General features: G+C 57.1%; 21 protein-coding genes. 15 read left to right on the top strand and 6 right to left on the bottom strand.

Annotated features, from left to right (window positions below):
- Positions 1–15: 15 nt before the first annotated feature.
- Together amrA and amrS are read left to right on the top strand one after the other, a co-directional pair.
- Positions 16–1401 (top strand): AmmeMemoRadiSam system protein A, encoded by a 1386-nt coding sequence (gene amrA, locus ACLQ3M_RS04635; RefSeq protein ID WP_411676534.1) that lies wholly within the window; start codon positions 16–18, stop codon positions 1399–1401.
- A complete protein-coding gene (gene amrS / locus ACLQ3M_RS04630; protein WP_411676533.1) occupies positions 1398–2231 on the top strand; it encodes an AmmeMemoRadiSam system radical SAM enzyme in 834 nt (277 codons plus the stop codon). Before amrA ends, amrS begins: the two co-directional genes overlap by 4 nt.
- A gap of 53 nt (positions 2232–2284) precedes the next feature.
- Here amrS and ACLQ3M_RS04625 read toward each other — a convergent pair whose 3' ends face one another.
- Positions 2285–2953: a hypothetical protein gene (locus tag ACLQ3M_RS04625; protein WP_411676532.1), complete on the bottom strand. Its 669-nt coding sequence runs from the start codon at positions 2951–2953 to the stop codon at positions 2285–2287.
- A gap of 216 nt (positions 2954–3169) precedes the next feature.
- Between ACLQ3M_RS04625 and ACLQ3M_RS04620 the strand changes: the two genes are divergently transcribed.
- From ACLQ3M_RS04620 to ACLQ3M_RS04595, 6 genes are all read left to right on the top strand, one after another.
- Positions 3170–3394 carry a hypothetical protein gene (locus tag ACLQ3M_RS04620; protein WP_411676531.1) on the top strand — a complete coding sequence of 75 codons (225 nt, stop codon included), beginning with the start codon at positions 3170–3172 and terminating at the stop codon, positions 3392–3394.
- Positions 3375–3686, top strand: coding sequence for a YbjQ family protein (locus ACLQ3M_RS04615; RefSeq protein WP_411676530.1), 312 nt, complete (start codon positions 3375–3377; stop codon positions 3684–3686). Before ACLQ3M_RS04620 ends, ACLQ3M_RS04615 begins: the two co-directional genes overlap by 20 nt.
- A 78-nt stretch (positions 3687–3764) precedes the next feature.
- Positions 3765–4994 carry a class I SAM-dependent rRNA methyltransferase gene (locus ACLQ3M_RS04610; RefSeq protein WP_411676529.1) on the top strand — a complete coding sequence of 410 codons (1230 nt, stop codon included), beginning with the start codon at positions 3765–3767 and terminating at the stop codon, positions 4992–4994.
- Positions 4995–5131: 137 nt separating this feature from the next.
- The gene (gene mltG / locus ACLQ3M_RS04605) at positions 5132–6112 is read left to right on the top strand and encodes an endolytic transglycosylase MltG (RefSeq protein ID WP_411676528.1); all 981 of its coding nucleotides are present in this window, start codon (positions 5132–5134) and stop codon (positions 6110–6112) included.
- A gap of 65 nt (positions 6113–6177) precedes the next feature.
- The gene (locus ACLQ3M_RS04600; RefSeq protein ID WP_411676527.1) at positions 6178–7617 is read left to right on the top strand and encodes an MATE family efflux transporter; all 1440 of its coding nucleotides are present in this window, start codon (positions 6178–6180) and stop codon (positions 7615–7617) included.
- Between the two features lie 45 nt (positions 7618–7662).
- Complete coding sequence (locus ACLQ3M_RS04595) at positions 7663–8361, top strand: Crp/Fnr family transcriptional regulator (RefSeq protein ID WP_411676526.1); 699 nt, start codon at positions 7663–7665, stop codon at positions 8359–8361.
- A gap of 99 nt (positions 8362–8460) precedes the next feature.
- On the opposite strand, the gene ACLQ3M_RS04590 is transcribed toward ACLQ3M_RS04595, so the two are convergent.
- Positions 8461–8907 carry an RrF2 family transcriptional regulator gene (locus tag ACLQ3M_RS04590; protein ID WP_411676525.1) on the bottom strand — a complete coding sequence of 149 codons (447 nt, stop codon included), beginning with the start codon at positions 8905–8907 and terminating at the stop codon, positions 8461–8463.
- A gap of 192 nt (positions 8908–9099) precedes the next feature.
- On the opposite strand from ACLQ3M_RS04590, the gene cysK reads away from it, so the two are divergent.
- The 5 genes from cysK to ACLQ3M_RS04565 are packed head-to-tail and all read left to right on the top strand — an operon-like array spanning position 9100 to position 15546.
- Positions 9100–10035 carry a cysteine synthase A gene (gene cysK, locus ACLQ3M_RS04585; RefSeq protein WP_411676524.1) on the top strand — a complete coding sequence of 312 codons (936 nt, stop codon included), beginning with the start codon at positions 9100–9102 and terminating at the stop codon, positions 10033–10035.
- 13 nt (positions 10036–10048) lie between these two features.
- Complete coding sequence (locus ACLQ3M_RS04580; RefSeq protein WP_411676523.1) at positions 10049–10828, top strand: ThiF family adenylyltransferase; 780 nt, start codon at positions 10049–10051, stop codon at positions 10826–10828.
- Between the two features lie 56 nt (positions 10829–10884).
- On the top strand, positions 10885–11247 hold the full coding sequence (locus ACLQ3M_RS04575; RefSeq protein WP_411676522.1) for a VOC family protein: 363 nt from the start codon (positions 10885–10887) through the stop codon (positions 11245–11247).
- Positions 11248–11251: 4 nt separating this feature from the next.
- Positions 11252–12403 (top strand): exonuclease SbcCD subunit D, encoded by a 1152-nt coding sequence (locus ACLQ3M_RS04570; protein ID WP_411676521.1) that lies wholly within the window; start codon positions 11252–11254, stop codon positions 12401–12403.
- A complete protein-coding gene (locus ACLQ3M_RS04565; protein ID WP_411676520.1) occupies positions 12400–15546 on the top strand; it encodes an AAA family ATPase in 3147 nt (1048 codons plus the stop codon). Before ACLQ3M_RS04570 ends, ACLQ3M_RS04565 begins: the two co-directional genes overlap by 4 nt.
- A gap of 227 nt (positions 15547–15773) precedes the next feature.
- Here ACLQ3M_RS04565 and ACLQ3M_RS04560 read toward each other — a convergent pair whose 3' ends face one another.
- On the bottom strand, positions 15774–16697 hold the full coding sequence (locus ACLQ3M_RS04560) for an AEC family transporter (protein ID WP_411676519.1): 924 nt from the start codon (positions 16695–16697) through the stop codon (positions 15774–15776).
- A gap of 436 nt (positions 16698–17133) precedes the next feature.
- On the opposite strand from ACLQ3M_RS04560, the gene ACLQ3M_RS04555 reads away from it, so the two are divergent.
- Positions 17134–19725 carry a cation-translocating P-type ATPase gene (locus ACLQ3M_RS04555; protein ID WP_411676583.1) on the top strand — a complete coding sequence of 864 codons (2592 nt, stop codon included), beginning with the start codon at positions 17134–17136 and terminating at the stop codon, positions 19723–19725.
- Positions 19726–19782: 57 nt separating this feature from the next.
- On the top strand, positions 19783–20499 hold the full coding sequence (locus ACLQ3M_RS04550) for an MBL fold metallo-hydrolase (RefSeq protein WP_411676518.1): 717 nt from the start codon (positions 19783–19785) through the stop codon (positions 20497–20499).
- 150 nt (positions 20500–20649) lie between these two features.
- Here ACLQ3M_RS04550 and ACLQ3M_RS04545 read toward each other — a convergent pair whose 3' ends face one another.
- Genes ACLQ3M_RS04545 through ACLQ3M_RS04535 form a run of 3 tightly spaced genes read right to left on the bottom strand, consistent with a single transcriptional unit; the run spans position 20650 to position 24541 of the window.
- A complete protein-coding gene (locus tag ACLQ3M_RS04545) occupies positions 20650–22713 on the bottom strand; it encodes a methyl-accepting chemotaxis protein (protein WP_411676517.1) in 2064 nt (687 codons plus the stop codon).
- 26 nt (positions 22714–22739) lie between these two features.
- A complete protein-coding gene (locus tag ACLQ3M_RS04540) occupies positions 22740–23735 on the bottom strand; it encodes a chemotaxis protein CheB (protein WP_411676516.1) in 996 nt (331 codons plus the stop codon).
- Positions 23736–23740: 5 nt separating this feature from the next.
- Positions 23741–24541 (bottom strand): CheR family methyltransferase, encoded by an 801-nt coding sequence (locus tag ACLQ3M_RS04535; RefSeq protein ID WP_411676515.1) that lies wholly within the window; start codon positions 24539–24541, stop codon positions 23741–23743.
- Positions 24542–24558 lie beyond the last annotated feature (17 nt).

Raw genomic sequence — 24558 nt, 5'->3', positions numbered from 1 at the left:
AAGGACGTGTATCTCATGGCTGTTGCGGGAGCTTTCATCCTGCCTCATCCCCCGGTCATCATTCCTTCCGTCGGAAAAGGCGAAGAACGCAGAATTCGGAAGACCGCCGAATCCTGCGCCCGCGCCGCGGAGGAAATCGCGCGTCTCAGGCCCGAAACGCTTGTGGTTCTTTCGCCGCATGCCGTCGCCTACGCCGACTACCTGCACATCGCTCCCGGGGCAAAGGCAAAAGGCGACTTTTCCGAATTCGGCTCCGCGGACGCGCCGCTGGAATTTTCCTGCGACACCGAATTTGTATCCGTTTTGTCCGACGAGGCTGCCCGAAGCAGCCTCCCCGCGGGAACCTTCGGGGAGAAACTTCGTCCGGTCGACCACGGGGCTCTGGTTCCCCTCTCCTTCATCACGCGCGCTTACCGCGATTTTAAACTGGTCCGGTGCTCCGTTTCCGGCTTGGGCGCGCTCGCCCACTACCGGTTCGGCCAATGCATCGCGCGCGCGGCGGAAACGCTGGGGCGCAGGGTCGTACTGGTCGCGAGCGGCGACCTTTCCCACCGCCTCAGGGAAGACGGGCCCTACGGCTTCGCTCCGGAGGGTCCCCGGTTTGACCGCGAGCTGACTCAGGCAATGAAAGAAGGGGACTTCCTGCGCTTTCTGGCGTTTGACCCGGAATTCTGCGAAGCTGCCGCGCAGTGCGGTCTGCCCTCGTTTCAGGTTCTGGCCGGAGCGTTCGACGGGCTTGCCGTGGCGCCGGAGTTTCTCTCTTATGAAGGGCCGTTCGGCGTCGGCTACGCGGTCTGCGGTTACACTCCCCTCGGGCCGGACAACCTCCGCCGGTTCGGGGATCAGTTCGAACAGCGGGAGAAAGAAGCCCTTTCCCAGAGAAAAGAACGCGAGGACGAATACGTCCGGCTCGCGCGGCTTTCGCTGGGAACCCGCGTGATTGAAGGCCGCCGCGTCCCGCTGCCGGAGGGGCTCCCCCCTGAGCTGACGCAGAGGCGGGCGGGCGTGTTTGTCTCCCTGAAAAAGGGCGGACGGCTGCGCGGCTGCATCGGCACGATTCAGGCGACGGAAAGCTGCGTTGCGGAGGAAATCATTCAAAACGCAATCAGCGCCGGCCTGCGGGACCCGAGGTTTGACCCGGTCGGCGAGGAGGAACTGCCGGCGCTGGTTTACAGCGTCGATGTTCTGGGCGAACCGGAGCCCGCCGGCTCCTTCGGCGATCTCGACGCCGAACGGTACGGGGTCATCGTCCAAAGCGGCGAACGGTGCGGCCTGCTGCTGCCGAACCTGCCCGGCGTAACAACGCCGCGGGAACAGGTGAAAATCGCGCTCGGCAAGGCCGGGATCCGGGAAGACGAGCCCTATTCCATGGAGAGATTTGAGGTGGTGCGTCACACATGAGTCGAATTGTCTGCGATGTATGCCCCCATCTCTGCGCTCTGGAAGAGGAGCAGACCGGATTCTGCGGCGCGCGTTCCAATCAGGGCGGCAAAATATCCGCCGACAGCTACGGCCGCGTCACGGCCATCGCTCTGGATCCGGTGGAAAAAAAGCCGCTTCGCCGTTTTTTTCCGGGCAACCGTATTCTTTCCGTCGGCAGCTACGGGTGCAACCTGCGGTGCCCCGGGTGCCAGAACCACGCCATTTCCATGGTCAGGCCGGGGGAGGATTCCGGGGCGGAGTACCTTTCCCCGAAGGTTCTTTCCGACCAGTCGCTGGAACTGAAAGCAGCCGGAAATATCGGCATTGCATTTACCTATAACGAACCGCTCATCTGCCCGGAATACGTTCTGGACTGCTCGCGGCTCAACCGGAAAAACGGCCTGAAAAACGTAGCGGTCACCAACGGGTACGTCAACCCCCGGACCCTCCGTCGCCTGCTGCCCATGCTGGATGCGGTGAACATCGATTTAAAGAGTTTCTCCCCGGAATTTTACCGAAGGATTTCCGGGGGTCTGGACGAAGTCAAGCAAGCCATCTCTATCGCGTCGGAGGTCTGCCACGTGGAGGTAACCACGCTGATTATTCCCGGTGAAAACGATACCGCGGAAGAAATGGACCTCCTCTCGGGATGGCTTTCGGAAGTGAACCCTGAAATTCCGCTGCACGTCACGCGGTTCTTCCCGCGGTACAAGCTGGCCGACAAATTCCCGACGCCGGTCGGCACCGTCGGCTCCCTCGCGGAAGTCGCCCGCCGAAATCTGAAATATGTCTACGAAGGAAACGTGTAAAACACGCGCCCGGAACGACATTGCCGATCCGGGCGCGTCGGCCTTTCAGCCGGTTACTGAATTCCTTCAATTTTCTTGACAAACATTCGCTGGGAATCATTCCCCTTGTAAACGCCGGTATAGGTCACTTTCACATTCTGGCCGACCTTGAAGCCATCGTCCAGATTGACCAGATCCACGCCGAGCCTGCGGATCGTCAGGTCGCTGCCATCCGTCGTGTGAATCTGCACGCTCATCATGGCACCGTCCTTTACAACGCCCGTAACGGTATGCTCCGTCTTGTCGAACGCCGGGTCCTGGGCGGCAAGAATCGGCGCCGTGTCTTTATAAGTATAAGTGTACAGCTTTCCATCCTTCGGGCTGTAAAGAATCAAAGGGCCTTCCGTGTAATCATCATCCCAGGCGGCATAGGTGCGGTAGGTGACGCCGCCGACCGAAACCGGCTTGTCCGTCTGCTCTTTGAGCGTGTATTTCTTCCAGTCCAGCGGAATCTCCGATTTGATCTTTTCCGTAATCTGGTCGTCCGTCAGGCTTGAAACGCTTTCCGGTTCCGACGCGGAGGAAGGAGTTTCCGAAGAGACAGAGGACGACGGAGCGGATGCTGAACCGGCGTCCGATGACGCCGACGGGCTCTGCGCCGGATGATATCCGTTAAACAGAAGGACGCCTCCGCAAATGGCTACGACTAAAACAATTAATAGAATCCAGCCTGTCTTTTTCATTGATGTTGCCTCCTGTTAAATATTTCCGAAATGTTCTGCCTTTTCACTATAACTTATTTTCCGACCGAATTCAACAGATAAGACAAAACTGTAAAGAATCGCTTCAAACATCGAAACAGAATCGTTGCAAAGTTTTTAATCCGTGTTATAATAAAAACGAAAGTGGAATACAATAGATTCGGAAACTTAAAAGTTGCCGAAAAAGAGGGAGCTTTCATGCACTGGAAAAAAATGATCGCGCCGATTGTGATTACCGTGGCCGCGGTAGCCGTTTTCCTTTTATGGCTTCTCGGGTTTGCCATGGTGCCGGGCCTTCCGGTACTGTATAAAATCATCGCGGGACTGATCCCGGCCGCGCTGATCGGCGTTGCCGTATTTGTTCTGGCAGAAAGAATTAAGGAAATAAGGAGCGGCGAAGAAGATGATCTTGGTAAATACTGACTACATTACGGGCAAGGAGTTTGAAATGCTCGGCCTTGTCAGGGGGAGCACCATCCAGTCCAAAAACCTTGGGCGGGACATTACGCAGGGATTCAAATCCATCGTCGGCGGAGAACTGAAATCCTACACCGATATGATGAACAATGCCCGCGCTTTGGCCACCAAACGCATGGCCGAAGAAGCGGAATCCATGGGTGCGGACGCCGTTGTCAACATTCGCTACGCGTCTTCTTCCGTCATGCAGGGCGCGGCGGAGGTCATGGCTTACGGGACCGCTGTGAAATTCAAATAATATATTGTTCAGCATAAGAACAAAGGCGGGCGCGGCGGGGTGCTGCGCCCGTCTTTCCAATGCGGGGGTTATTTCTAAATGAATCAGGAACGAAGCTATCCGAAACTGACTGTTACACAGAAAGCGGAGCGCGGCATCCTTTCGGGGCATCCGTGGATCTATGACACCGAAATCACCGGCGGAGACCCCTGCGGGGACGGCGAACTTGCGGACGTGGTCGGCAGGCGCGGCACCTACCTGGGCACCGGCTTTTTCAATTCGCATTCCAAAATCCGCGTGCGGCTGATTTCCCGCAACTCGAACGACCGGTTCGACGAGGCGTTCTACGAACGCAGGCTGCGCTATGCGTGGGAATACCGCAAAGCCGTGTTGGGAAAAGAGGACCTGGCCTGCTGCCGTATTATTTTCGGAGAGGCGGATTTCTTTCCGGGACTGACCGTGGACCGGTTTGAAAACATTCTGGTGACTCAGACCCTGTCGCGCGGAATCGAGCAGATCAAGCCGATGCTGTTCCGGCTGCTGCACCGGATTCTGACGGAGGACGGCCAGAAAATCGACGGAATCTACGAGCGCAATGATTCCGGCCTGCGCAACCTCGAGGGAATGGAGCAGGGGCGCGGGTTTTTTCCGCTGAACGGACTGCCCGCGCCGGATTCCGGGACAACCGTCATCCGCGAAAACGGGATTGAATATGCTGTCGATTTCGCGAACGGACAGAAAACGGGATTTTTTCTCGACCAAAAATACAACCGCAGGGCGGCCGCCTCAATCAGCCGCGGAAAACGGGTGCTGGACTGCTTTACCGACACCGGCTCGTTCGCGCTGAACGCCGCCCGCGCCGGAGCGGAGCAGGTACACGCGGTGGATATTTCGGAAAGCGCGATCGCCATGGCAAAGGAAAACGCGCGGCGCAACGGCCTTTCGGACCGGATGTCCTTTGAAGCCGTCAATGTGTTCGATCTGCTGCCCTCCCTGGCCGAGAACGGAAAAGGAAGCTATGATTTCGTCATACTCGACCCGCCCGCCTTTACCAAATCCAGAAAAACGGTCGCAAACGCCTCCCGCGGATACCGGGAAATCAATTACCGCGCGATGAAGCTCCTGCCGCGTGGGGGATACCTTGCGACCTGCTCCTGTTCCCACTTCATGACGGACGAGCTGTTCCGCGACGTGATCCGCCGCGCCGCGGCGGACGCGCAGGTTTCGCTGCGCCAGATCGAGGCCCGCCAGCAGGCGCCGGACCACCCGATTCTCTGGAATGTTCCGGAAACATCTTATTTGAAATTTTATCTCTTTCAGGTTGTGTAACCGGCTCGGGCGGGGTTTCTTCCATTTCGCTACCGTTGTAAAATTCAACACGGTGCTTTATAATAATGAAATCAACCTGTTCGCAAACCGCCGATCCGGCCCGCGACCGTCCGGGCCCCTCTGGGAGAAACCATTTTATGAGTAAAAAAATCCTCGCGTTTCTTTTTGTCCTCGTTTTCAGTCTGACGGCCGCCTGTTCCTCCGGGAACGGCGCGGCGCCCTCTTCCCCGACGACGTCCACCGGAGCCGCGGAATCTTCTTTCGATTCCTCCCCGGCCTCCGGCAGCGCGGATTCGGCGGCCTCCACCGGCTCGGGTTCCTCCGCCGCATCATCGCAAGCCATATCCTCCTCCGATTCCTCGAAAACGTCTTCTCCGGCTTCCGGCTCAAAAACTCCTTCATCGGAGGAGAAGCCGAAGACCGTCAAGGTCACGATTCCGGAAGGGTTTACCCTTCCCCAGGTTGCGGCGCGGCTGGAAGCAAACGGGGTCTGCAGCAGCAAGGACTTTATCAGCACGGCACAGGCCTATGACTTCAGCTATTATTCCCTCGTTGCCAAGATCGGGAGCAGTCCGAACCGCTGCTATCGGCTGGAGGGCTATCTGTACCCGGACACATACGAGTTTTACGTCGGAATGAAGCCGCAGGACGCCGTCGGAAAATTCCTGCGCAACGCGGAGCAGCAGATCGGCGACAAATACTCCTATTCCGGCATGACGACCGACCAGCTCGTCACGCTTGCCTCCATCATCGAACGGGAAGCCGACGACCCGGACAATATGAGAAAGGTGTCGTCCGTGTTCCATAACCGGCTGAAAACCGGCATGATCCTCCAGGCGGATTCCACGCGGGATTACTGCAACCTGTATCTGGTTCCGCAGTTTGGAGACAAATATAACAAATACTATAATACATACCCCAACCGCAGCCCCGGTCTTCCGGCCGGGCCGATCTCCAATCCGGGCGCGGGCGCCCTTTACGCCGCGGCCCACCCCTCGGACACGGATTACCTGTATTTCGCGACCGGGACCGACCATAACTATTATTACGGCGCCACCCAGCAGGACCGTGACACGCTCATGGCAAATGCGGGAGTGACTCCCCTTTATGCGGACTGACCCATACACAGGCCGTCCCCTTTGCATCCAAATCATCTTTCCACAGGACGGAGTGAAGTTATTTTATGCCTTTGACAACAGACGCACGCAAACAATTTGAAAAAATGACACAAACACCGGTTCCTCGTCTGATCTGCTCCCTCGCAGGCCCGACGATTGTCAGCATGCTGATTTCCGCCGCTTACAACCTTGCAGACACGTACTTTGTCAGTCAGCTCGGCACCAGCGCGACCGGCGCCGTCGGCGTCGTCTTTTCGCTGATGGCGATCATTCAGGCGGTCGGGTTTATGCTGGGCATGGGCTCCGGCGGGGTGATTTCCCGCTATCTGGGAGAAAAGCGGAACTCCGAGGCAACCCAGGCCGCTTCCACCGCTTTTTTTACTTCCATCATGGTCGGCTTTGTCATCACGATCTCCGGGCTGATTTTCAGCGACCAGCTGATGCGCTTTCTCGGCGCTACGGATACCATCCTCCCCTATGCCCAAAGCTACGCCCAGTATATTCTTTACGGCGCCCCGATTATGGGCGCGACCTTTGTCATGAACAACGACCTGCGCGCGGAGGGCAAAGCGTTTTTCTCCATGGTCGGGATTTCCGTCGGATGCATCCTGAACGTGATTCTGGACCCGCTGATGATTTTTACGTTCCATCTCGGAATCGCGGGCGCCGCGATTGCAACCGTGATCGGCCAATCCGTCAGCTTTGTCATCCTGATTTTCAACTACATCCGCCGCAAAACAATTGTCGGAATCAGCTTCAAGCATTTTTCATACAAATGGAGTATGCATTCCGAAATCCTGAAAACCGGCATGCCCTCCTTTTTCCGTCAGGGGCTCGCCAGTATCGCGACCATCGCGCTGAATGTTTCCGCCGCGATATACGGCGACGCCGCCGTCGCGGCCATGTCGATTGTCGGACGCGCCTTTTTCTTCCTGCTTGCCGCTCTGCTCGGCTTCGGTCAGGGCTTTCAGCCTGTGGCGGGATATAACTACGGTGCCAAATGCTACTCCCGCCTGAAACAGGCGTTCTGGTTCTGTGTGAAGGTCGGATTCTTCGGTTTGCTGATTCTGTGCTCGCTCTCCTTCGTCTTCGCCCCACAGATCATGATGCTCTTCCGCCGGGACGACCCGCAGGTCATCGCGATCGGCACGCTCGCGTTCCGGGCACAGTGCGCCATTATGCCGCTGCAAACCTTTGTGATAGTTTCGAATATGCTCTTTCAGTCCATTGGGAAACCGAAACAGGCAACCTGGCTGGCCGTTCTGCGGCAGGGGCTCTGTTTTCTGCCGGCAATTCTGATTTTGCCCCAGTTCCTCGGGCTTCTAGGCGTTCAGATCAGCCAGCCCATCGCGGACTGCTTCACCTTTCTCATCGCGCTGTTCATCACGCTTCCGTTCCTGCGCAAATTGAACGGATTTATCCGAAACGGTGAAAGCCGTGAATCGGATGCGGATTTCGTCCCGGAACCCTTGGAATCGGCAAATACGGACCGGGAAGAACCATAAGGCTCCGTCAGCCGGGGTATGACGGAAAATGAAGGAGGGATCGCCGTGTCTCTGAATCAATCCGATTTGCTGTTTCTTCGCCGCTCGCTTCCGTTCTGGGGCCGTCTGTCGGAACGGGAAAGAAAGCTGGTCGAGTCCTCCGCGGCGATGCGCGCCCACCCGAGCGGCAGCAGCCTGCACAACGGCGCAGCCGACTGCACCGGCCTGTTCGTCGTGAAAAGCGGCCAGGTGCGAACTTTCATTCTCTCGGATACGGGACGGGAAATTACTTTATTCCGCCTGTTCGAGCGCGACATCTGCATTTTTTCCGCCTCCTGCATGCTCAAAAACATCCGGTTCGACGTCTTCATCGAAGCCGTCGAGAACAGCGAAACCATTCTGATTCCCACCGCCGTTTACAACGACCTGAACCAGAACTCCCTTGCCGTGTCGGATTACACAAATCAGCTGCTTTCCTCGCGTTTTTCAGACGTGGTCTGGCTGCTGGAGCAGATTCTGTTTATGAGCTTCGACCGGCGGCTGGCCCTGTTCCTGCTGGAGGAATCCGCGATCAGCGGCGGGGACCGCCTGCCGACGACGCATGAGGAGATCGCCAAGAACATGGGAACCGCGCGTGAAGTCGTCACACGGATGCTCCGCTATTTCCAGTCCGAAGGGCTGGTGGCGCTCTCCCGGGGAGAAATTCGGATTCTGGACAGAAAAAAGCTGGAATCGCTTTCCGCGCAGGCTCACGGTTCGCCGTAAAACGGCCCGGATATTTTTGTAAGAAAATAAAAATCCCCCGCCGCGCGGCCCAAAAATCCACGCGGCGGGGGACTCATCTTTCCATACAAGAACAAATGCTCAAATATAAAACATGTAGCTGGTATCCTGCTTCTGCCTTTCCGCTTCGGTCTGAAGATCGAGCAGCGTTATTTTGCCGAGGGCCTTTTCGACGGTGCTGTCCAGCACGGAAAAGACGGACGCCTGCATTGCCTTTTCGATGTTTTCCGCCTTCTGTGTCACGGACTCCGCCGTTTTTTCAAACAGAGACTGTTCCAGCGCCAGGAGTATTTCATAAACGGGAATTTCCTGCGGCGGCCTTGACAGCTTGTACCCGCCCTGCGCCCCTTTAATGGCGAGCACCAGCCCCCCGCGTTTCAGAAGGGAAAAAACCTGTTCCAGGTATATTTTGGAAATCCCCAGCCGTTCCGACAGGCTGATAATTGTAATACAGGCGTCGCTCCCGTAGCCCTGAGCCATGCAGACCATTGCGGCCAGGCCGTACCTTCCCTTTGACGAGATTCTCATTCGAGCGCGCTCCTTTTGCAAACTTTCATTATAATTCAAATCAATCATATCGAAACTTTTCTTTTAAGTCAAGTATTCCCCGTCGAAAACATAGTATTTTTCTATTTTTTAATTGCATCCGGCATTGACAGGGAACGGAAAAGAAATCTATAATAAGTGAAATAAAAGCCTGAAAATATGAGAATAACAGGGGTGGTACATTTGATCGCGAAAAGCGTTACAGACCTGATCGGGAATACCCCGATGATGGAACTTTCAAATTATGAGTGCCGGCACGGGCTGAAAGCGACCGTCCTCGCAAAGCTGGACTACCTGAATCCGGCGGGCAGCGTAAAGGACCGCATTGCGAAATACATGATCGAGGACGCGGAGCGGGCCGGCCTGTTAAAGCCCGGTTCGATCATCATCGAACCGACCAGCGGCAACGCCGGAATCGGGCTTGCGTCGGTCGCGGCCTCCAAAGGATACCGCGTCATTCTGACCATGCCGGAAACCATGAGCATCGAGCGCAGGAAGCTGCTGGGAGCCTACGGCGCCGAAGTGGTCCTGACGGATGGAAGCCTGGGAATGCAGGGCGCCATCGACAAAGCCGCTGAACTCCGGGAAAAAACGCCGGATTCGTACCTTCCCGGCCAGTTCTCCAATCCCTCCAACCCGCGCGCGCACCGTGAAACAACAGGGCCGGAAATCTGGAAGGACACGGAGGGCGGCGTAGACATCTTCATTGCCGGAGTCGGAACGGGCGGAACGATTACCGGAGTCGCGCAGTACCTGAAGGAAAAAAAACCGGAGGTACGGATTGTGGCGGTGGAGCCCGCCGAGTCCGCGGTTCTCTCCGGCAAAAAACCGGGGCCGCACAAGCTGCAGGGCCTTGGCGCCGGGTTCGTTCCGGAAACGCTCGACACAAACCTTCTGGATGAAATCATCCCGGTGGAGGACGAGGACGCCTACCGCACCGGACGGGAACTCGCCCGTTGGGAAGGGATTCTGACCGGCATTTCGTCCGGGGCCGCCGTCTGGGCGGCAAACCTGCTCGCCCGGCGCCCTGAAAACCAGGGAAAGCAGATTGTCGCTCTTCTGCCGGACACCGGGGAACGCTATCTCTCCACGCCGTTTTATCTTGACTGAACCGGAGGAACCCATGCTGGATCAATTCTCACGCTCTCAGCTTCTGCTGGGGAGCGAAGCCATGAAAAAAATCAACAATTCGGCGGTTGCCGTATTCGGCATCGGCGGGGTCGGCTCCTATGCCGTCGAGGCCCTTGCCCGGGCCGGAATCGGAAACCTCGCGCTGTTCGACGACGACCGCGTCTGCCTGACAAACCTGAACCGGCAGATTCACGCCACCCGCAAAACCATCGGGATCCCGAAGGTGGAGGCCATGCGCGACCGCATTCTGGAAATCAACCCCGCCTGCGGGGTTGAGCTTCACCAGTGCTTTTACACCCCGGAAAACGCCGGGGATTTCGACCTTTCCGCATACGATTATATCATCGACGCGGTGGATACCGTCACCGCGAAGCTGGAACTGATTCAGCGCGCGAAACAGGCCGGCGTTCCGGTCATCAGCTGCATGGGCGCCGGCAACAAGCTGGACCCGACCCGCTTCGAGGTCGCGGACATTTATGAAACCAGCGTCTGCCCGCTCGCGCGGGTGATGCGCCGGGAGCTGAAAGCGCGCGGGGTAAAATCCCTGAAAGTCGTCTACTCGAAGGAGCCGCCGCTTCAGCCGATCGACGACGGCGAAATCAGCTGCCGGGATCACTGTGTCTGCCCGCCGGGCACGCAGAGAAGCTGCACCGCGCGCCGGGCGATTCCGGGCAGCGTTCCGTTTGTCCCCCCGGTCGCCGGGATGATCCTCGCCGGGGAAGTCCTCAAGGACATCGCCGGGATTGGTTCCACTCCTCTGTCAGGCGGTTAGACGCCGTCAATCTATTTGAATTAAATCCCTTTGGAAGGATTATAGGAGGTAATTTCATGAACGCAAGATTTCTGCACACCAATTTCACCGTACTGAATCTGGAGAAAAGCCTTGATTTTTACAGCCGCGCGCTCGGCCTGAAAGAAGTGAGCCGGAAAAACGCCCCGGACGGTTCGTTTATCATCGTCTTTCTGGGCGACGGTCAGACCGACTACAATCTGGAGCTGACCTGGTACCGCGACCGCAGGGAGCCCTACAACCTCGGCGACAATGAAATCCACCTTGCCGTCAGGGTTCCGGATAAAAAAGCCGCTTATGCCCTCCATCAGGAAATGGGCTGCATCTGCTACGAAAACCACGACATGGACCTTTATTTTATCGCCGACCCGGACGGATACTGGATCGAGATTCTGGACTGATCCGATGAAGCTGCTTCATCTTTCCGACCTTCACATCGGCAAACGCGTCTGCGAGTTCAGCATGCTGGACGACCAGCGTTTTATTCTGGAACAGATTGTGGGAATTGCGGGGGACGTAAAGCCGGACGCCGTCCTCATTGCGGGAGACCTCTACGACCGGAGCATTCCGGTCGGGGAGGCCGTCACGCTGCTGGACGACTTCCTGACCGAGCTGGCCGGGCGCGGAATCCCGGTCTTCGCCATCAGCGGAAACCACGATTCTCCGGAGCGGCTTGATTTCGGCAGCCGCATTATGCGCGAGCACCGCGTCACCATCGCGGGAACGTTTCAGGGGACCGTCCCCCGCGCCGATCTTTCCGATTCCTTCGGCGCCGTACATATTTATCTTCTGCCGTTCCTGCGCCCGGCCGCCGCGCAGCCTTTCTTCGGCGCGGAAAAAACGGGCAGCTACGACGGCGCGGTTCGCGCGGCGATTGAAACGGCGGCTCTTTGTCCCGACGAACGGAACATTCTCGTCGCCCATCAGTTTGTCATCAGCGGTTCCAGCGAGCCGCTCCGCTGCGACAGCGAGACGGTTTCCGTCGGAGGCCTCGACAGCGTGGACGCTTCCGCCTTTGACGGATTCGATTACGTCGCGCTCGGCCACCTGCACGGTCCCCAGAAGATTGGACGGGATTCCGTGCGCTACGGGGGTTCGCCGCTGAAATATTCGTTTTCGGAGGCACGGCAGAAAAAGAGCGTGACCGTGATCGAGCTGGGGGAAAAAGGAAAGCTGGAGCTGACCCAAATCCCCTTAAAGCCGCTGCGCGACATGCGGGAAATCCGGGGCCCGATCGCCGAGCTGACCGCCCCGGAGACCGTCGCGGGCGCAAACCCGGAGGATTATATCCGCGCGGTTCTGACCGATGAAGACGAAATCGCGGACCCGGCCGGAAAACTTCGCGCCGTCTACCCCAACCTGATGCGAATTGATTTTGAAAACAGGAGGATGAACGCCGAAAACTCCGGAACAGCTGCGGCGGGGGACCCTTCCCGCAGAACGCCGATGCAGCTGTTCGAGGAATTTTACCGGGACCGCAGCGGATCGCCGATGTCCAAACGGGAGCGTGAAATCATCGGCAAAATCATAGAAAAAGCCGGGGAGGAAACCGTATGAAGCCGCTGGATCTTGTCGTCAGCGCGTTCGGTCCCTATGCCGGGCGTGTGGAAGTTCCTCTGCGGGAGTTTGGCTCCGGCGGATTATTTCTGATCTGCGGGGATACCGGCGCGGGCAAGACCACGATTTTCGACGCGATTTCATTCGCCCTGTTCGGCGACGTGAGCGGTTCCACCCGCACCGTGGACACGCTTCGCAGCAATTTTGCCTCGCCGGAAACCAAAACCTTTGTGGAACTGACCTTTTCCCATGCGGGGAAGGAATACAAAATTTTCAGAAATCCCCGTTACCTCCGTCCCAAAAAGAACGGTGCCGGGGAAACGGCGGAAAACGCGGACGCCGTTCTCACCCTGCCGGACGGCTCCGTCCGGACGGGCAGCTCCCATGTCACGCGGGAAGTGATCCGCCTGCTCGGCATCGACCACCGGCAGTTCAAGCAGCTGGCCATGATCGCGCAGGGGGAATTTCTGGACCTGCTCCTCGCCGAAAGCAGCGAGCGGGCGGAAATCTTCCGCCGCGTGTTTTCCACTGATCTGTTCCGCCGCATGGAAGAACTGCTGAAACAGCGGGAGCTGGAGCTGAGACACGGCTGGGAAGACGGGACGCGCGGCATTCTGCAGGACGCCGCACTAATCCGCCCCGAAGAAGACGGCCCGCTTCGCGAGGCCCTCTCCTCCTGCCTTGGCGACAAAGACGTCAACTTGATTCCCCGGGTGCTGGAGCTTCTCCGCGCAGAAAACCGGGAGAACAGCCTGAAGCGAAAAGCCGCCGAAAGCGACCTCGCGGCGGCAAGGGAGAAAACCTCCGGCTTGATTGCCGCCCTCGCCGCCGCGCGGCAGACCGCGCAGACGTTTACCGCGCTGGGATCGGCACAAAAGCACCGGGCGGAATTGCTGGAGCAGCGTGAGGAAACGGAGCGGCAGGCAAAGCTTCTCCGCGCCGCCGAGCTGGCCGAATCCCGCGTCACCCCCGCGCGGCTGTCCTTTTTTCGGGAAAAGAACGCCGTGCATATTCTGGAAGAAGAGATCGCCGCGTTAACCAAAAAGGTCGCCGAGGCGGACGGCGCTCTTGCCGGGCTGAACGCGGCTGCGGAAGCGGAACGGGCAAAAGAGCCCGAACGCGAACGGCTCGCGGGCAGGATCGCAACCCTTACCGCCGCGCTGCCGGGCTACCAAAAAGCGAACGCTCTGGAACGGCAGGCCGCGGAGCTGGAACGTTCCCGTGAGGAGCAGGACAAACTGCTGGATCATCTGGAGCAAAAGAAGAAAACTCTCGCGTCGCAGCGCGACCGGCTACGGGCGGAACTCGAAACGCTCGCGGACGCCGAAACAGAACGCCTCGCCGCCAAAACGGAGGAAAAAGCATCCCGCAAAACCTGCGAAGTTCTTTCCGGCATTCTGGACTCCGTCGGAAAAATCCGGACGCTGATTGACGGGTACCGGTCGATGCGTTCCGGGTATCTGAAAGAGGAATCCGGCTATCGGGAGGCAAACGCCGCCTACGATCTGGCGGAACAGGCTTTTCTGCGGCAGCAGGCCGGAATTCTTGCGTCCGCCTTGAAAGAGGGCGATCCCTGCCCCGTCTGCGGCTCGCTCAGCCACCCGCGCCCCGCGGCAACCGACGCTTCGGCCGTGTCGGAAGACGAGCTGCGAAAACTGAAAGCGGAGCGGGACCGTCTGCACAGCGTTCTGGAAAGCTCCGGTCTCAGGCTGAAAGCCGCGGAAACACGGATTCTGTCCGACCGGGAAAACCTTCGGAAGTCCGTCGACGACCTTCTTGGCAGCGTCACGGGCGACGAAAACGTGCAGGCTCTGGAACGCCGGGCGCGCGAGGCCGGTTCGCAGGCCGAACAGACTCGGAGGCGCGCGCTGGAAAACCTGAAAGTCCAGGAACAGCGGTGCAAAAGAAAAGCGGAATGCTCCGCGCAACTGCGCCGGGCCGAGGAAGGTCTGGAAGCTGCCGGCCTCGAACTGGAAACACGGCGCGAAGCAAAAAACACCCTGACGGCATCGCTGGAAGCGAAGCGGGCCGAGGCCTCTTCCGTACAAGCCTCTCTCCCTTTCCCGACGGAGGAGGAGGCACGGCGAAGCCTGAAGGAACTGAGCGGCAGGCTCGACGAAATGAAGCAGGCGCTTCAAAAATCGGAAAGCGCCTACCGTTCCTGCCTCAGTGACCGGGACGGAGCGGCAGCGGTCCTTTCCGACAACCGCAGAAAGCTGGAAACCGCCCGCGGGCAGGCGGAGGAGCTGGAACAGGAATACCGGCTCCGTCTGACCGAATCCGGATTCCACACGGAAGAAGAATACCTTGGCTGCGTTTTTCCCGCCGAGCGGATGGAGGCGCTGCGCCAGCATCAGTCGGACTATCGGGACGACTGGATCCGGACGGAGGACGCCGTCCGCCGTCTCACGGAAGAAACCGCCGGAAAAACGCCCGCCGACTTAACCGCGCTGGAACGGGAACTCGCCGAAGAGCAGGAACATCAGCTGTCAAGGGAAAATACTTTCCACACGTTTTCCGCCCGGCTGCAGCAGAACCGCGGAGTTGAAGAGCGAATTGCGGAAGCACTGAAAAGCCGAATGGAGCTGGAAGAGCAGTACGCCTGCGTGCGCGGCCTTTCCAGAACCGCCAACGGAGAACAGAGCGGAAAACAGAAACTCGACTTTGAGCAGTATGTTCAGGCGGCGTATTTTACCCGTGTTCTGGAGCAGGCAAATCAACGGCTATCCGGAATGACGAACGGCAGGTACGTTCTGCTCCGCCGCCAAAATTCCTCCGACCTGCGCTCCCGCTCCGGGCTGGAAATCGACGTTCTGGACAATTACAACGGCAAAACGAGGGACGTCCGCTCTTTGTCCGGCGGGGAATCCTTCAAGGCGTCGCTTTCGCTCGCGCTCGGACTGTCCGACGTCGTCCAAAGCTTCGCGGGAGGCGTCCGGATTGAAACCATGTTTATTGACGAAGGGTTCGGTTCTCTGGACGAGGAATCCCGCCAACAGGCAATCGCGACTCTGGCCGGTCTCGCGGAAGGAAACCGGCTGGTCGGCATTATCTCTCATGTCGCTGAACTCCGGGAACAAATCGACCGTCAAATTGTTATACAAAAAGGAGTAAACGGAAGTAAAATACGGATTGTTAAATAATCCTGCCGATTGCAAAAGGATTCTGGGGAAGGACAACGCATCCAATACAATTCTGACGTTTCGTCCTGATTTTCAACATAACCGGTCGAATTATAATACAAACTGTATTTTTTATGTTAAATATACCGTAAGTGAGTTGTTGCAAAGCTCATGCAAAACACCGCGAAAATGAAAAAAGGCCCTGGTCCCGAGCAGATCGGAACCGGACCTCTTTTTTGGGGCAAGAATCAGTAAAAGCAATCCACGAGGATCGGAAAAAGCGGCATCGTCAGTGCGGAAAAGAGCGTTGTCAGCGCCACCGCTTTGGAGCCCAGCCTTGTGTCGCCGCCGAACTGCGCCGCGAACATCACCGAATTGGCGGCGGACGGCGCGGAGGAAAGAATCAGCAGCGTGGTAAAAATCGTCCGGTCAACATGCAGAGGCAGCAAAATGAAAAAGCAGAGAACGGGAACCACCAGCAGCCGGATCAGCGAAAGATGGTACAGATCGGTATCGGCGAAAAGTTCTTTCAGCGGAATCTCTGAAATATAAACCCCGACCACCAGCATGGCAAGCGGCGTATTCAGGTCTGAAAAATATTCCATCGGGGACAGAATCACTTCCGGCAGGCGGGCCGAGAGCACAAAAAGAGCAAGGCCAATTGCAAGTCCAATGATTCCCGGATTCAGAATCGCCTTTTTATAATCGATGCCCGGTTCCTTCTTCATGCACGATACGCCGTGCGTCCAGACGAACAGATTAAACGCGGCGATAAACATGGAGGCGTATGCGACCCCCTGCTCGCCGAGGACCGCGCTCACCAGCGGGAGCCCCATAAAACCGCAGTTGGAATAGGAGACCGCGAAACGAAGAATTCTTCGGCGTTCCGACGGATGCTTTCGATACAGCAGAAAACTGACTCCGATGCCGACCGCAATACTGACGACGGACAGCGCGCCGGAAAGAAAGATGCTGCCGACGCCGACTTTCCCGATCATGCTCTGCAGGGAGGCAATCACCAGGCACGGGGTGACAATCCAAAAAAGGACGGCGGTCATCTCCTTTGCTCCGCCGTCAGAAATCAGATTCAGTTTTCCACAGAAATAACCTGCGGCCACCATGAAAAAAAGGACGGCCACTTTCAGCAAAACACTGAGAAATAACGATAACATTTTCAATCTCCCTGCTGTTTTCAGGATGTGTTCCAGCAAGGGTCGAAAATAGCCGGATTACCTGTTTTGATAAGGTTCTAAGTAAGTATAAAGCGCCTTTTCGTGCATGTCAAGAGATCGGCTGCTGCAAATTTCTCATCATTATTTCGTATCAGAATTAAATCAAGAAATGGATCTGCTATGATATGGAAAATAGTAAAATGATTCACCCACGATAAAGGGGAGTAGCTGAATTTCGGAAGGTCAACAACCGTTGCGAAAGCTTCTGGCCTCCGATCCAAATTAATTTGGAAAGCAAGACCTTTACCGGAAATTTCGATTTCCGGCAGAGGTCTTTTTCTATGCCGGAACTTGAAAAATTGAAAGGAGACAGCGGAAATTGTTTCAAAAACAGGACACGATAAGAACAGAATCCGTGCGAAGGGGGGAATCGCCCATAAACGATTATCTGAAGGATTCCGGCGCCGTGATGAACGAGCTTGGCAGCCGCCCCGACGGCCTTACACCGGAAGAGGCGGAACGCCGTCTGGAAGAGTGGGGACCAAACCGTCTGAAAGACGCTGAAAAAAAATCCATGCTGATCCGTCTGAAGGAGCAGCTTCTGAACCCGATGATTCTGATTCTGATTGCCGCCGCGCTCATCTCAGGTCTGATGGGGGAAGCCGCGGATGCCTCCGTCATTTTATTTGTGGTTGTGCTTAACTCGGTTCTCGGGATTGTGCAGGAAAGCAAATCAGAAAAGGCGATTGAGGCACTGCAAAGCATGACCGCTTCCCGCGCCAAGGTCAGGCGCGGCGGAGAGGTTCTTTCGGTCCCCTCCGCCAAACTGGTAACGGGAGATATCGTACTGCTGGAGGCGGGCGACGCCGTGCCGGCTGACCTGCGTATCCTGGAATCGGCTTCCCTGAAAATCGAGGAAGCCGCGCTGACCGGGGAATCCGTCCCCGTGGACAAAAGCCCGGACGCGCTTGCCGCGCCGGAGGGCGGCGTCCCGCTCGGCGACCGCAGAAACATGGCTTATCTGGGCGGCAGCGCCGTATACGGACGCGGCATCGGCGTCGTCACCGCAACCGGTATGGAAACGGAAATGGGAAAGATCGCGGATACCCTCGCGAAAGCAAAGGATGAGGAAACCCCGCTTCAGCAGAGGCTGAATCAGCTGAGCCGCCTGCTGAGCCTGGGCGTGCTGGGAATCTGCGCGTTCATTTTCGCTTTCAGCCTGTTCACCAGTCACGATTACAGCACCCAATCCGTTCTCAACTCTTTCCTGCTTGCGGTCAGCCTTGCCGTCGCCGCCGTTCCGGAGGGTCTGGCCGCCGTTGTGACCATCGTGCTCTCCATCGGCGTTTCCAAAATGTCGGCCCGCAGCGCCATTATCCGCAAATTAACCGCTGTGGAAACCCTTGGCTGCACACAGGTGATCTGCACGGACAAAACCGGCACGCTGACGCAGAACCGGATGACGGTTGTGGACTCGTTCGGGAACCTTCCGCTTCTAGTCAGGGCTTTCGCCCTTTGCAGCGATTCTCGGCTAAATTCGCAGACCGGAGAAATCGTGGGCGAACCGACGGAAAACGCGCTGGTTGCATTCGCGCGGAAGGAAGGGCTCGACAAGAACGCTCTGGACTCCGAATTTCCGCGCCTCGGCGAGGCCCCGTTCGACTCAGCGCGGAAGATGATGACCACCCTGCACGGCCTGCCCGACGGCGGCGTGATTCAATATACCAAGGGCGCTCCGGATGAAATTCTGAAACGCTGCGGCAGCGTGTTGTCGGACGGCGCCGTCGTTCCGATGTCGGAAGAGCTGCGGCGGAAGATCATCGGCTCCAACCGGGAGATGGCAAACCGGGCGCTTCGCGTCCTCGCCGCCGCCCAAAAAGAGCTCCCCGCCCTGCCGGATGATCTTTCCCCCGAAAAGCTGGAATCCGGCCTGACGTTCCTGGGCCTTGCCGGCATGATCGACCCCGTGCGGGAAGAGGCGGCCGAAGCCGTGCGCGAGTGCCGGCGGGCCGGAATCCGCCCGGTCATGATCACCGGGGACCACCGCGACACCGCAGCGGCGATCGCTGCCCAGATCGGCATTGCGGAACCCGGCGATCCCGTGATGACCGGAAGCGAGCTGGACCGTTTGACAGACGAGGAATTAAAGGAAGCTGTCCTCCGCTGCGGAGCCTACGCAAGAGTTCAGCCGGAGCATAAAGTACGAATTGTACGCGCCCTGAAAGACCTCGGGCTGGTCACCGCCATGACCGGGGACGGCGTAAATGACGCGCCAGCCCTGAAAACCGCGGACATCGGCGTGGGAATGGGAATTACGGGAACGGATGTGACCAAGAACGCGGCGGATATGGTTCTGGCGGACGACAACTTTGCCACGATCGTTTACGCCGTGCGGGAGGGCCGCAGAATCTACGACAACATTCTGAAAACCGTCCAGTTTCTGCTGTCTTCGAACCTCAGCGAGGTCGTCTCCATTTTTGCCGCAACACTGCTCGGCTTCTCGCTGTTCCGGCCCATTCACATTCTGTGGATCAACCTGATCACAGACAGCCTGCCCGCCGTCGCCCTGGGGACGGAACGCGCGGAGCACGGGATTATGAACCGCCCGCCGCGAGGAAAAAGTGAAAGCCTGTTCGCAAACGGGCTTGGAGCCGACGTGCTCTATCAGGGCGCCGCGGTCGCCGTTTTGACCCTTGCATCTTACTGGGCCGGCAGCGGGAGCGGGCCGGACACCGGAACGACCATGGCTTTCGTGACGCTGTCGATGTGCGAAATTTTCCATTCCTTTAATCTGCGTTCCCGCAGGGGCTCCGTTTTCCTTCTGCACGGACAGAACCTGATTCTGCTTGGGACCATGCTCCTGTCGCTGCTGCTGACCTTTGCGATGGTGGAGCTGCCGTTTCTCTCCCTGACCTTTTCGCTCATATCCCTGACTCCGCGCCAATATCTGATTTCCATCGGAATCGCCCTGCTGATTCTGCCGGTTGTGGAAGCGGTCAAAGCGGTCCAGCGCCGCATGAGCCGCTGAAAGCTATTCCCTGCTTTCGGGTTGTGGTATAATAGGGAAAAAACGGAGGAACGATCGATGAGCATAGAAATCCGATATTTATACCACAGCGGCTTCTCTCTGGAAACCGCCCGCCATTTTTTGATCTTTGACTATTATCTTGATACTCCCAAAGGCTGCGGGCTGGCCAAAGGTGTGATTGACCCGGAAGAAATCCGTGAGAAAAACGTCGTCGTGTTTTCCTCCCACAGCCACCCGGACCATTACAGCCCCAGGGTTTTCAGCTGGCGCAAAACAGTCAAACAGATTCGCTACGTCGTCGCGGATGAGATTCGCCCGCCGGAAGACGCCGTGAAAATCGCCCCCGGCCAAACCGTCGACCTGGGCGACCTGACCGTTCACGCGCTGGAATCGACGGACCTGGGCGTCGCGTTTCTGGTTCGGGTTGACGGGCTGAATCTCTACCACGCGGGCGACCTGAACTGGTGGCACTGGGATGGGGAACCCGAGGAAGACAACGAAGAAATGGGGCGGCGCTACCGGGAGCAAATCGATACGCTGCGCGGTGAGAAAATCGATGTTGCGTTTCTTCCCGTCGACCCGCGGCAGAAAGAAAACGCACTGCTCGGTCTGACCTATTTTATGAAAACCGTCGGCGCCCGGGCCGTTGTTCCCATGCACTCGTTCGGCGAAACGGAATTTTACGACTCCCTGAAAACCGACCCAGCGCTGAAGCCCTGGCTGAACAGCATTCTGTTCTACCGCAGCCGCGGCGAAATTCTGACGATTGATTAACGCAGAAACCCTCCCTCAGAAAAATGGACAGGCCGCAGAAAAAGTCTTTAACCGAAAATTGCAGGTACAGTCAGTCGATGGATCTTATGGAATAACAGATTAGAGGCCCCGCCGTTCGGCGGGGCCTCTTTTTCGCGAAAATAACAGTCTTCAGTCTTTCAGCTTCAGCTGATTCAGCGCGGCTTTCAGCTGCTGCGCAAGGCGGTTGAGCTCCTGGCTGGTCGCGGCGCTCTGTTCGGCGGTCGCCGAATTCGACTGCACCACGGTGGAAATCTGTTCCGCGCCCAGATTCATCTGGCTGATGGCCTTTGCCTGTTCCTGCGAGGACTGAGATATGGATCCAAACAGGGTCGCCATCGATTCAACGCCACCGACAATCTCGTTCAGGGAAGCAGCCGTCTCGTCGGCGATCTTTCTTCCTTCCGCCACCGCGCCGATGGAATCCTGAATCAGTACGGAAGTGTTTTTCGCGGCCTGCGAGCTCTTTCCGGCCAGATTGCGGACTTCATCCGCGACAACCGAAAAGCCCTTGCCCGCTTCGCCGGCTCGCGCGGCTTCAACCGCTGCATTCAGGGCCAGTATATTGGTCTGGAACGCAATGTCTTCAATCGTTTTAATGATTTTTTCTATTTTAGATGAAGATTCCTCTATTTTTGTCATCGCGGTAATCATATCTTTCATCTGTTCGCTGCCGCGTGTAACCTGTTCCATCGCGTTCTCAGCAATCTCATCGGCCTTTTTCACATACTGAGAGCTCTCGTCCACCTTTCGGGTAATTTCTCTCATGGAAACCGCAAGCTGCTCGACGGTTCCCGCCTGCTCGGTCGCGCCCTGGGCAAGCGCCTGCGAGCCTTCCGCCACCTGCTGTGAGCCCCCCGCCACCTGATCGGCCATTTCGCTGATGTCGCCGAACATGGAATTCATCGAATTGAGAATGGAATTCAGCGCATCTCTGATGGCTATGAAATCACCGCGGTATTCCCGCTTTGTAGTCATCGTGAAGTCGCCCTCAGCCATGCCCCCCAGCACAGCGGAAATCTCTTCAATATATCCGTTGAGCGACTCCACGGTCGTCCCGAAGGTTTTGGAAAGGGACTCGATTTCATCCTTCGTTCGGACAATCGGAACTTCGGAGTGCAAATCCCCGTCCGCCAGCGTTTCAATCCTACCCGCGAGCGAAATCACCGGCCTCACGATCGGCAGGGCAATCCTGCTGGAGATCAGGATGGATAATAGAATAAACACGGCAATCAGTGCGAGCGCGATGTAAATTGCCGTGTACATGCCGCCCATCATTTCGGATTTGACGGCAACGACGCCGATGGACCACCCGCTTGTGCCGGAAATCGGCAGATAGGATACATAGACCTGCTTTCCTTCAAGGGTCGTCATCTCGCCGCCTGTCTTCCCGGCGGCCATATGCTTGTCGACCTCCGCCATTCCGGAATAGGACGAATCCTTTTTGGCAAGCTCAATGTAGTTGACGGAATCGAGAATGTTGTTCAGATTCTTGTCCGCCACGATCTTCCCGTCCCCGTCGACAATAAAGCCGTAGCCGGTCTTTCCGACGGTCACATCGTTGATCAGGCTGTTAAGCGTACCGACGGAGAGGGAGCACGCAAGGATTTTGATGGAGTTGTCCTCCGGATCGCTGATCGGCATGGCCATCGTCACCATCATACCGCTGTTTTTCTTCGATATGTAAGTACTGGAAACCGCGGAATGCCCCATCATGGCTTCTTTAAAATAGGTCATTCCGCTGATGTCGTCGCCGCTGAGCGTTTTGCCCGTACTGTCGGCAAGGTCGACCGCAAAAAAGCCGTGCGCCCTGCTCTGCACCTGCAGCTCGCGCTCGACATCCTCGTTCGACAGGCTCTTGTTAAACAGCGCGCTGTCCTGTGAAATGTCGGTGATCGACGTCTGAAATTTATCCAGTGAATTTTTGACAACCTGACTGTAGGCCAGCGCATTCGAATCGACTTCGCTCTTCATAAAACTCATGGAATTTTCGTAAATCAGGTACAGCGTGGTTCCGCCGAAAATCACGCAGATGGAAACCGTGATCAGCATAAACCGGAACAGCAGCTTTCGTTTCAGCCCTTCCTGTTTGTGTTTTGTCCGCTTCGCAGCCGATGCTGCCGGACGGGATTTTGCCCGAAATGATTTTCTGCTCTGAAAAAGCGACTGAATGGATGATTTCAAATTCACACTCATCAATTTCTACAACTCCCGGTAAAGATTTATTTCAAGTGCTGAACAATAAGATCCGCGATTTGCTGCAAGGGCGCCTGCTTTACCACGGCACCGATCTCATAGGCCGCCATCGGCATTCCGTAAACGACACAGGTAGCCTCATCCTGCCCGATGGTGTACGCGCCCGCCTGCCTCATATGCAGGAGGCCCTCGGCTCCATCCTTCCCCATTCCGGTCAGGAGCACCCCAATTGCTTCACGCCCGGCTGTTTTGGCGGCCGAGTCGAACAGGACTCCCACCGATGGGCAGTGCCCGTTGACGCGCGCCCCCTGAACGCATTTGACATAGTACCCGCCGGCGTCCTTTTTCAGCTGAAGATGGAGGCCGCCCGGCGCAATCAGTGCGCTCCCGCGCTCCACGCGGTCGCCGTCCCTTGCCTCTGCAACGCTGATGCCCGACAGCCCGTTAAGCCTTTGGGCATACATTTTCGTAAAGCCAGAGGGCATGTGCTGAACAATCACGATTCCGGGAAGATTATTGGGCAGGCGCTTGATGATTTCGGCCGTTGCGTCGGTCCCCCCGGTGGAAGCGCCGATCACGATGACGCGGGAAGCCGCTGTTTTCGGGGGCGCCGCCGCCGTTTTGAGAACGCGGCTTTTTCCCGGTGCAGAAGCGATCTTCGCTTTTACGCAGGCCTCGCTGCAAAATGCCTCCCAGCTTTTTTTCTCCGGATTCTTTGAAAGCAGAATCACATCTGCGGCCCCGAGCCTGTGGTACTCCGCCGGATCGGTTTCCGGCGGAAAAACGGCAACCACGGGAATCTTCAGCTCTTTGATCAGGGTCCCGGCGCCGCCGCCCCGAAGTTCGGCACCGGCTATCATCACATCAGGTTCGTATGTTCTCAGCAGCGAGGCGGCTTCTGAAAAGCTGCTCACCGTTCTGATTTCGTCAAACGCGGGGTCTCGAGACATTGCGTCGCTCAGAACGGACCTGAAAATCAGCGAATCGTGGGCTATCAGAACTTTGATCGGTCGAAAGGGCATAGCGCTTATCCTTTCTGATAAATGGAGGGTTCAATATATCGAAACGGCACGGTATCCCGCTGAACGGTCTCGGAATGACCGATCAGCAGATACCCGCCGGGCTTTAAACTGTCATAAAATTTTTGAATCAGTTTGTTCTTGGTTTCCTGCTCAAAGTAGATCATTACATTTCTGCAAAAGATCAGATCAAACGGCTGCCGGAACGGAAACGGGTCCATCAGGTTCAGGCTGCGAAAAATGACCTCTTTTTTGACCTCTTCGCTCAGAAGATAGACCTGGTCTTCCTGTTTGCGGAAATACCGTTTCTCCCAGCCCGGGGGAAGATTCCGCAGGGAATCCGCGGAATAGACTCCCGTCCGGGCCGCGTCAAGGACCCTGGTGGAGATATCCGTCGCAAGAATTCGGTAGTCCCACCCGGAACACGGCCCGAACCATTCCTTCATCACCATGATCGCCGTGTAGGCCTCTTCCCCCGTGGAACAGCCCGCGCTCCAGATCCGCAGGCATTTGTCCGCCCGGTTCTCCGTTAGCTTTGGCAGAATCACTTCTTTCATAAATTCAAAGTGGCGCGGCTCCCGCATGAAGTAGGTATGATTCGTGGTCAGCCGGTTCATCATTGTGTGCAGCTCTTCCTGGTTGCTGCGAATCAGGCTGAAATACTCCGTAAAGCTTGAGATGTTTTTCTCAGCGAGCACGGAAAAAAGCCGGGCCTCGATCAATAAACGCTTTTTACTGAGATTAATGCCGAAATTTCCGCGGATAAAATCGACAAGCTCCTGAAACTCCCGGTCGGTTAAATGAATCATGCTGCCTCCTGTCCGGC

The sequence above is a fragment of the Caproicibacter sp. genome (assembly GCF_046707225.1).
In the GTDB taxonomy this organism is placed as follows: domain Bacteria; phylum Bacillota; class Clostridia; order Oscillospirales; family Acutalibacteraceae; genus Caproicibacter.
This window is presented reverse-complemented; position numbering and strand designations above follow the sequence as displayed.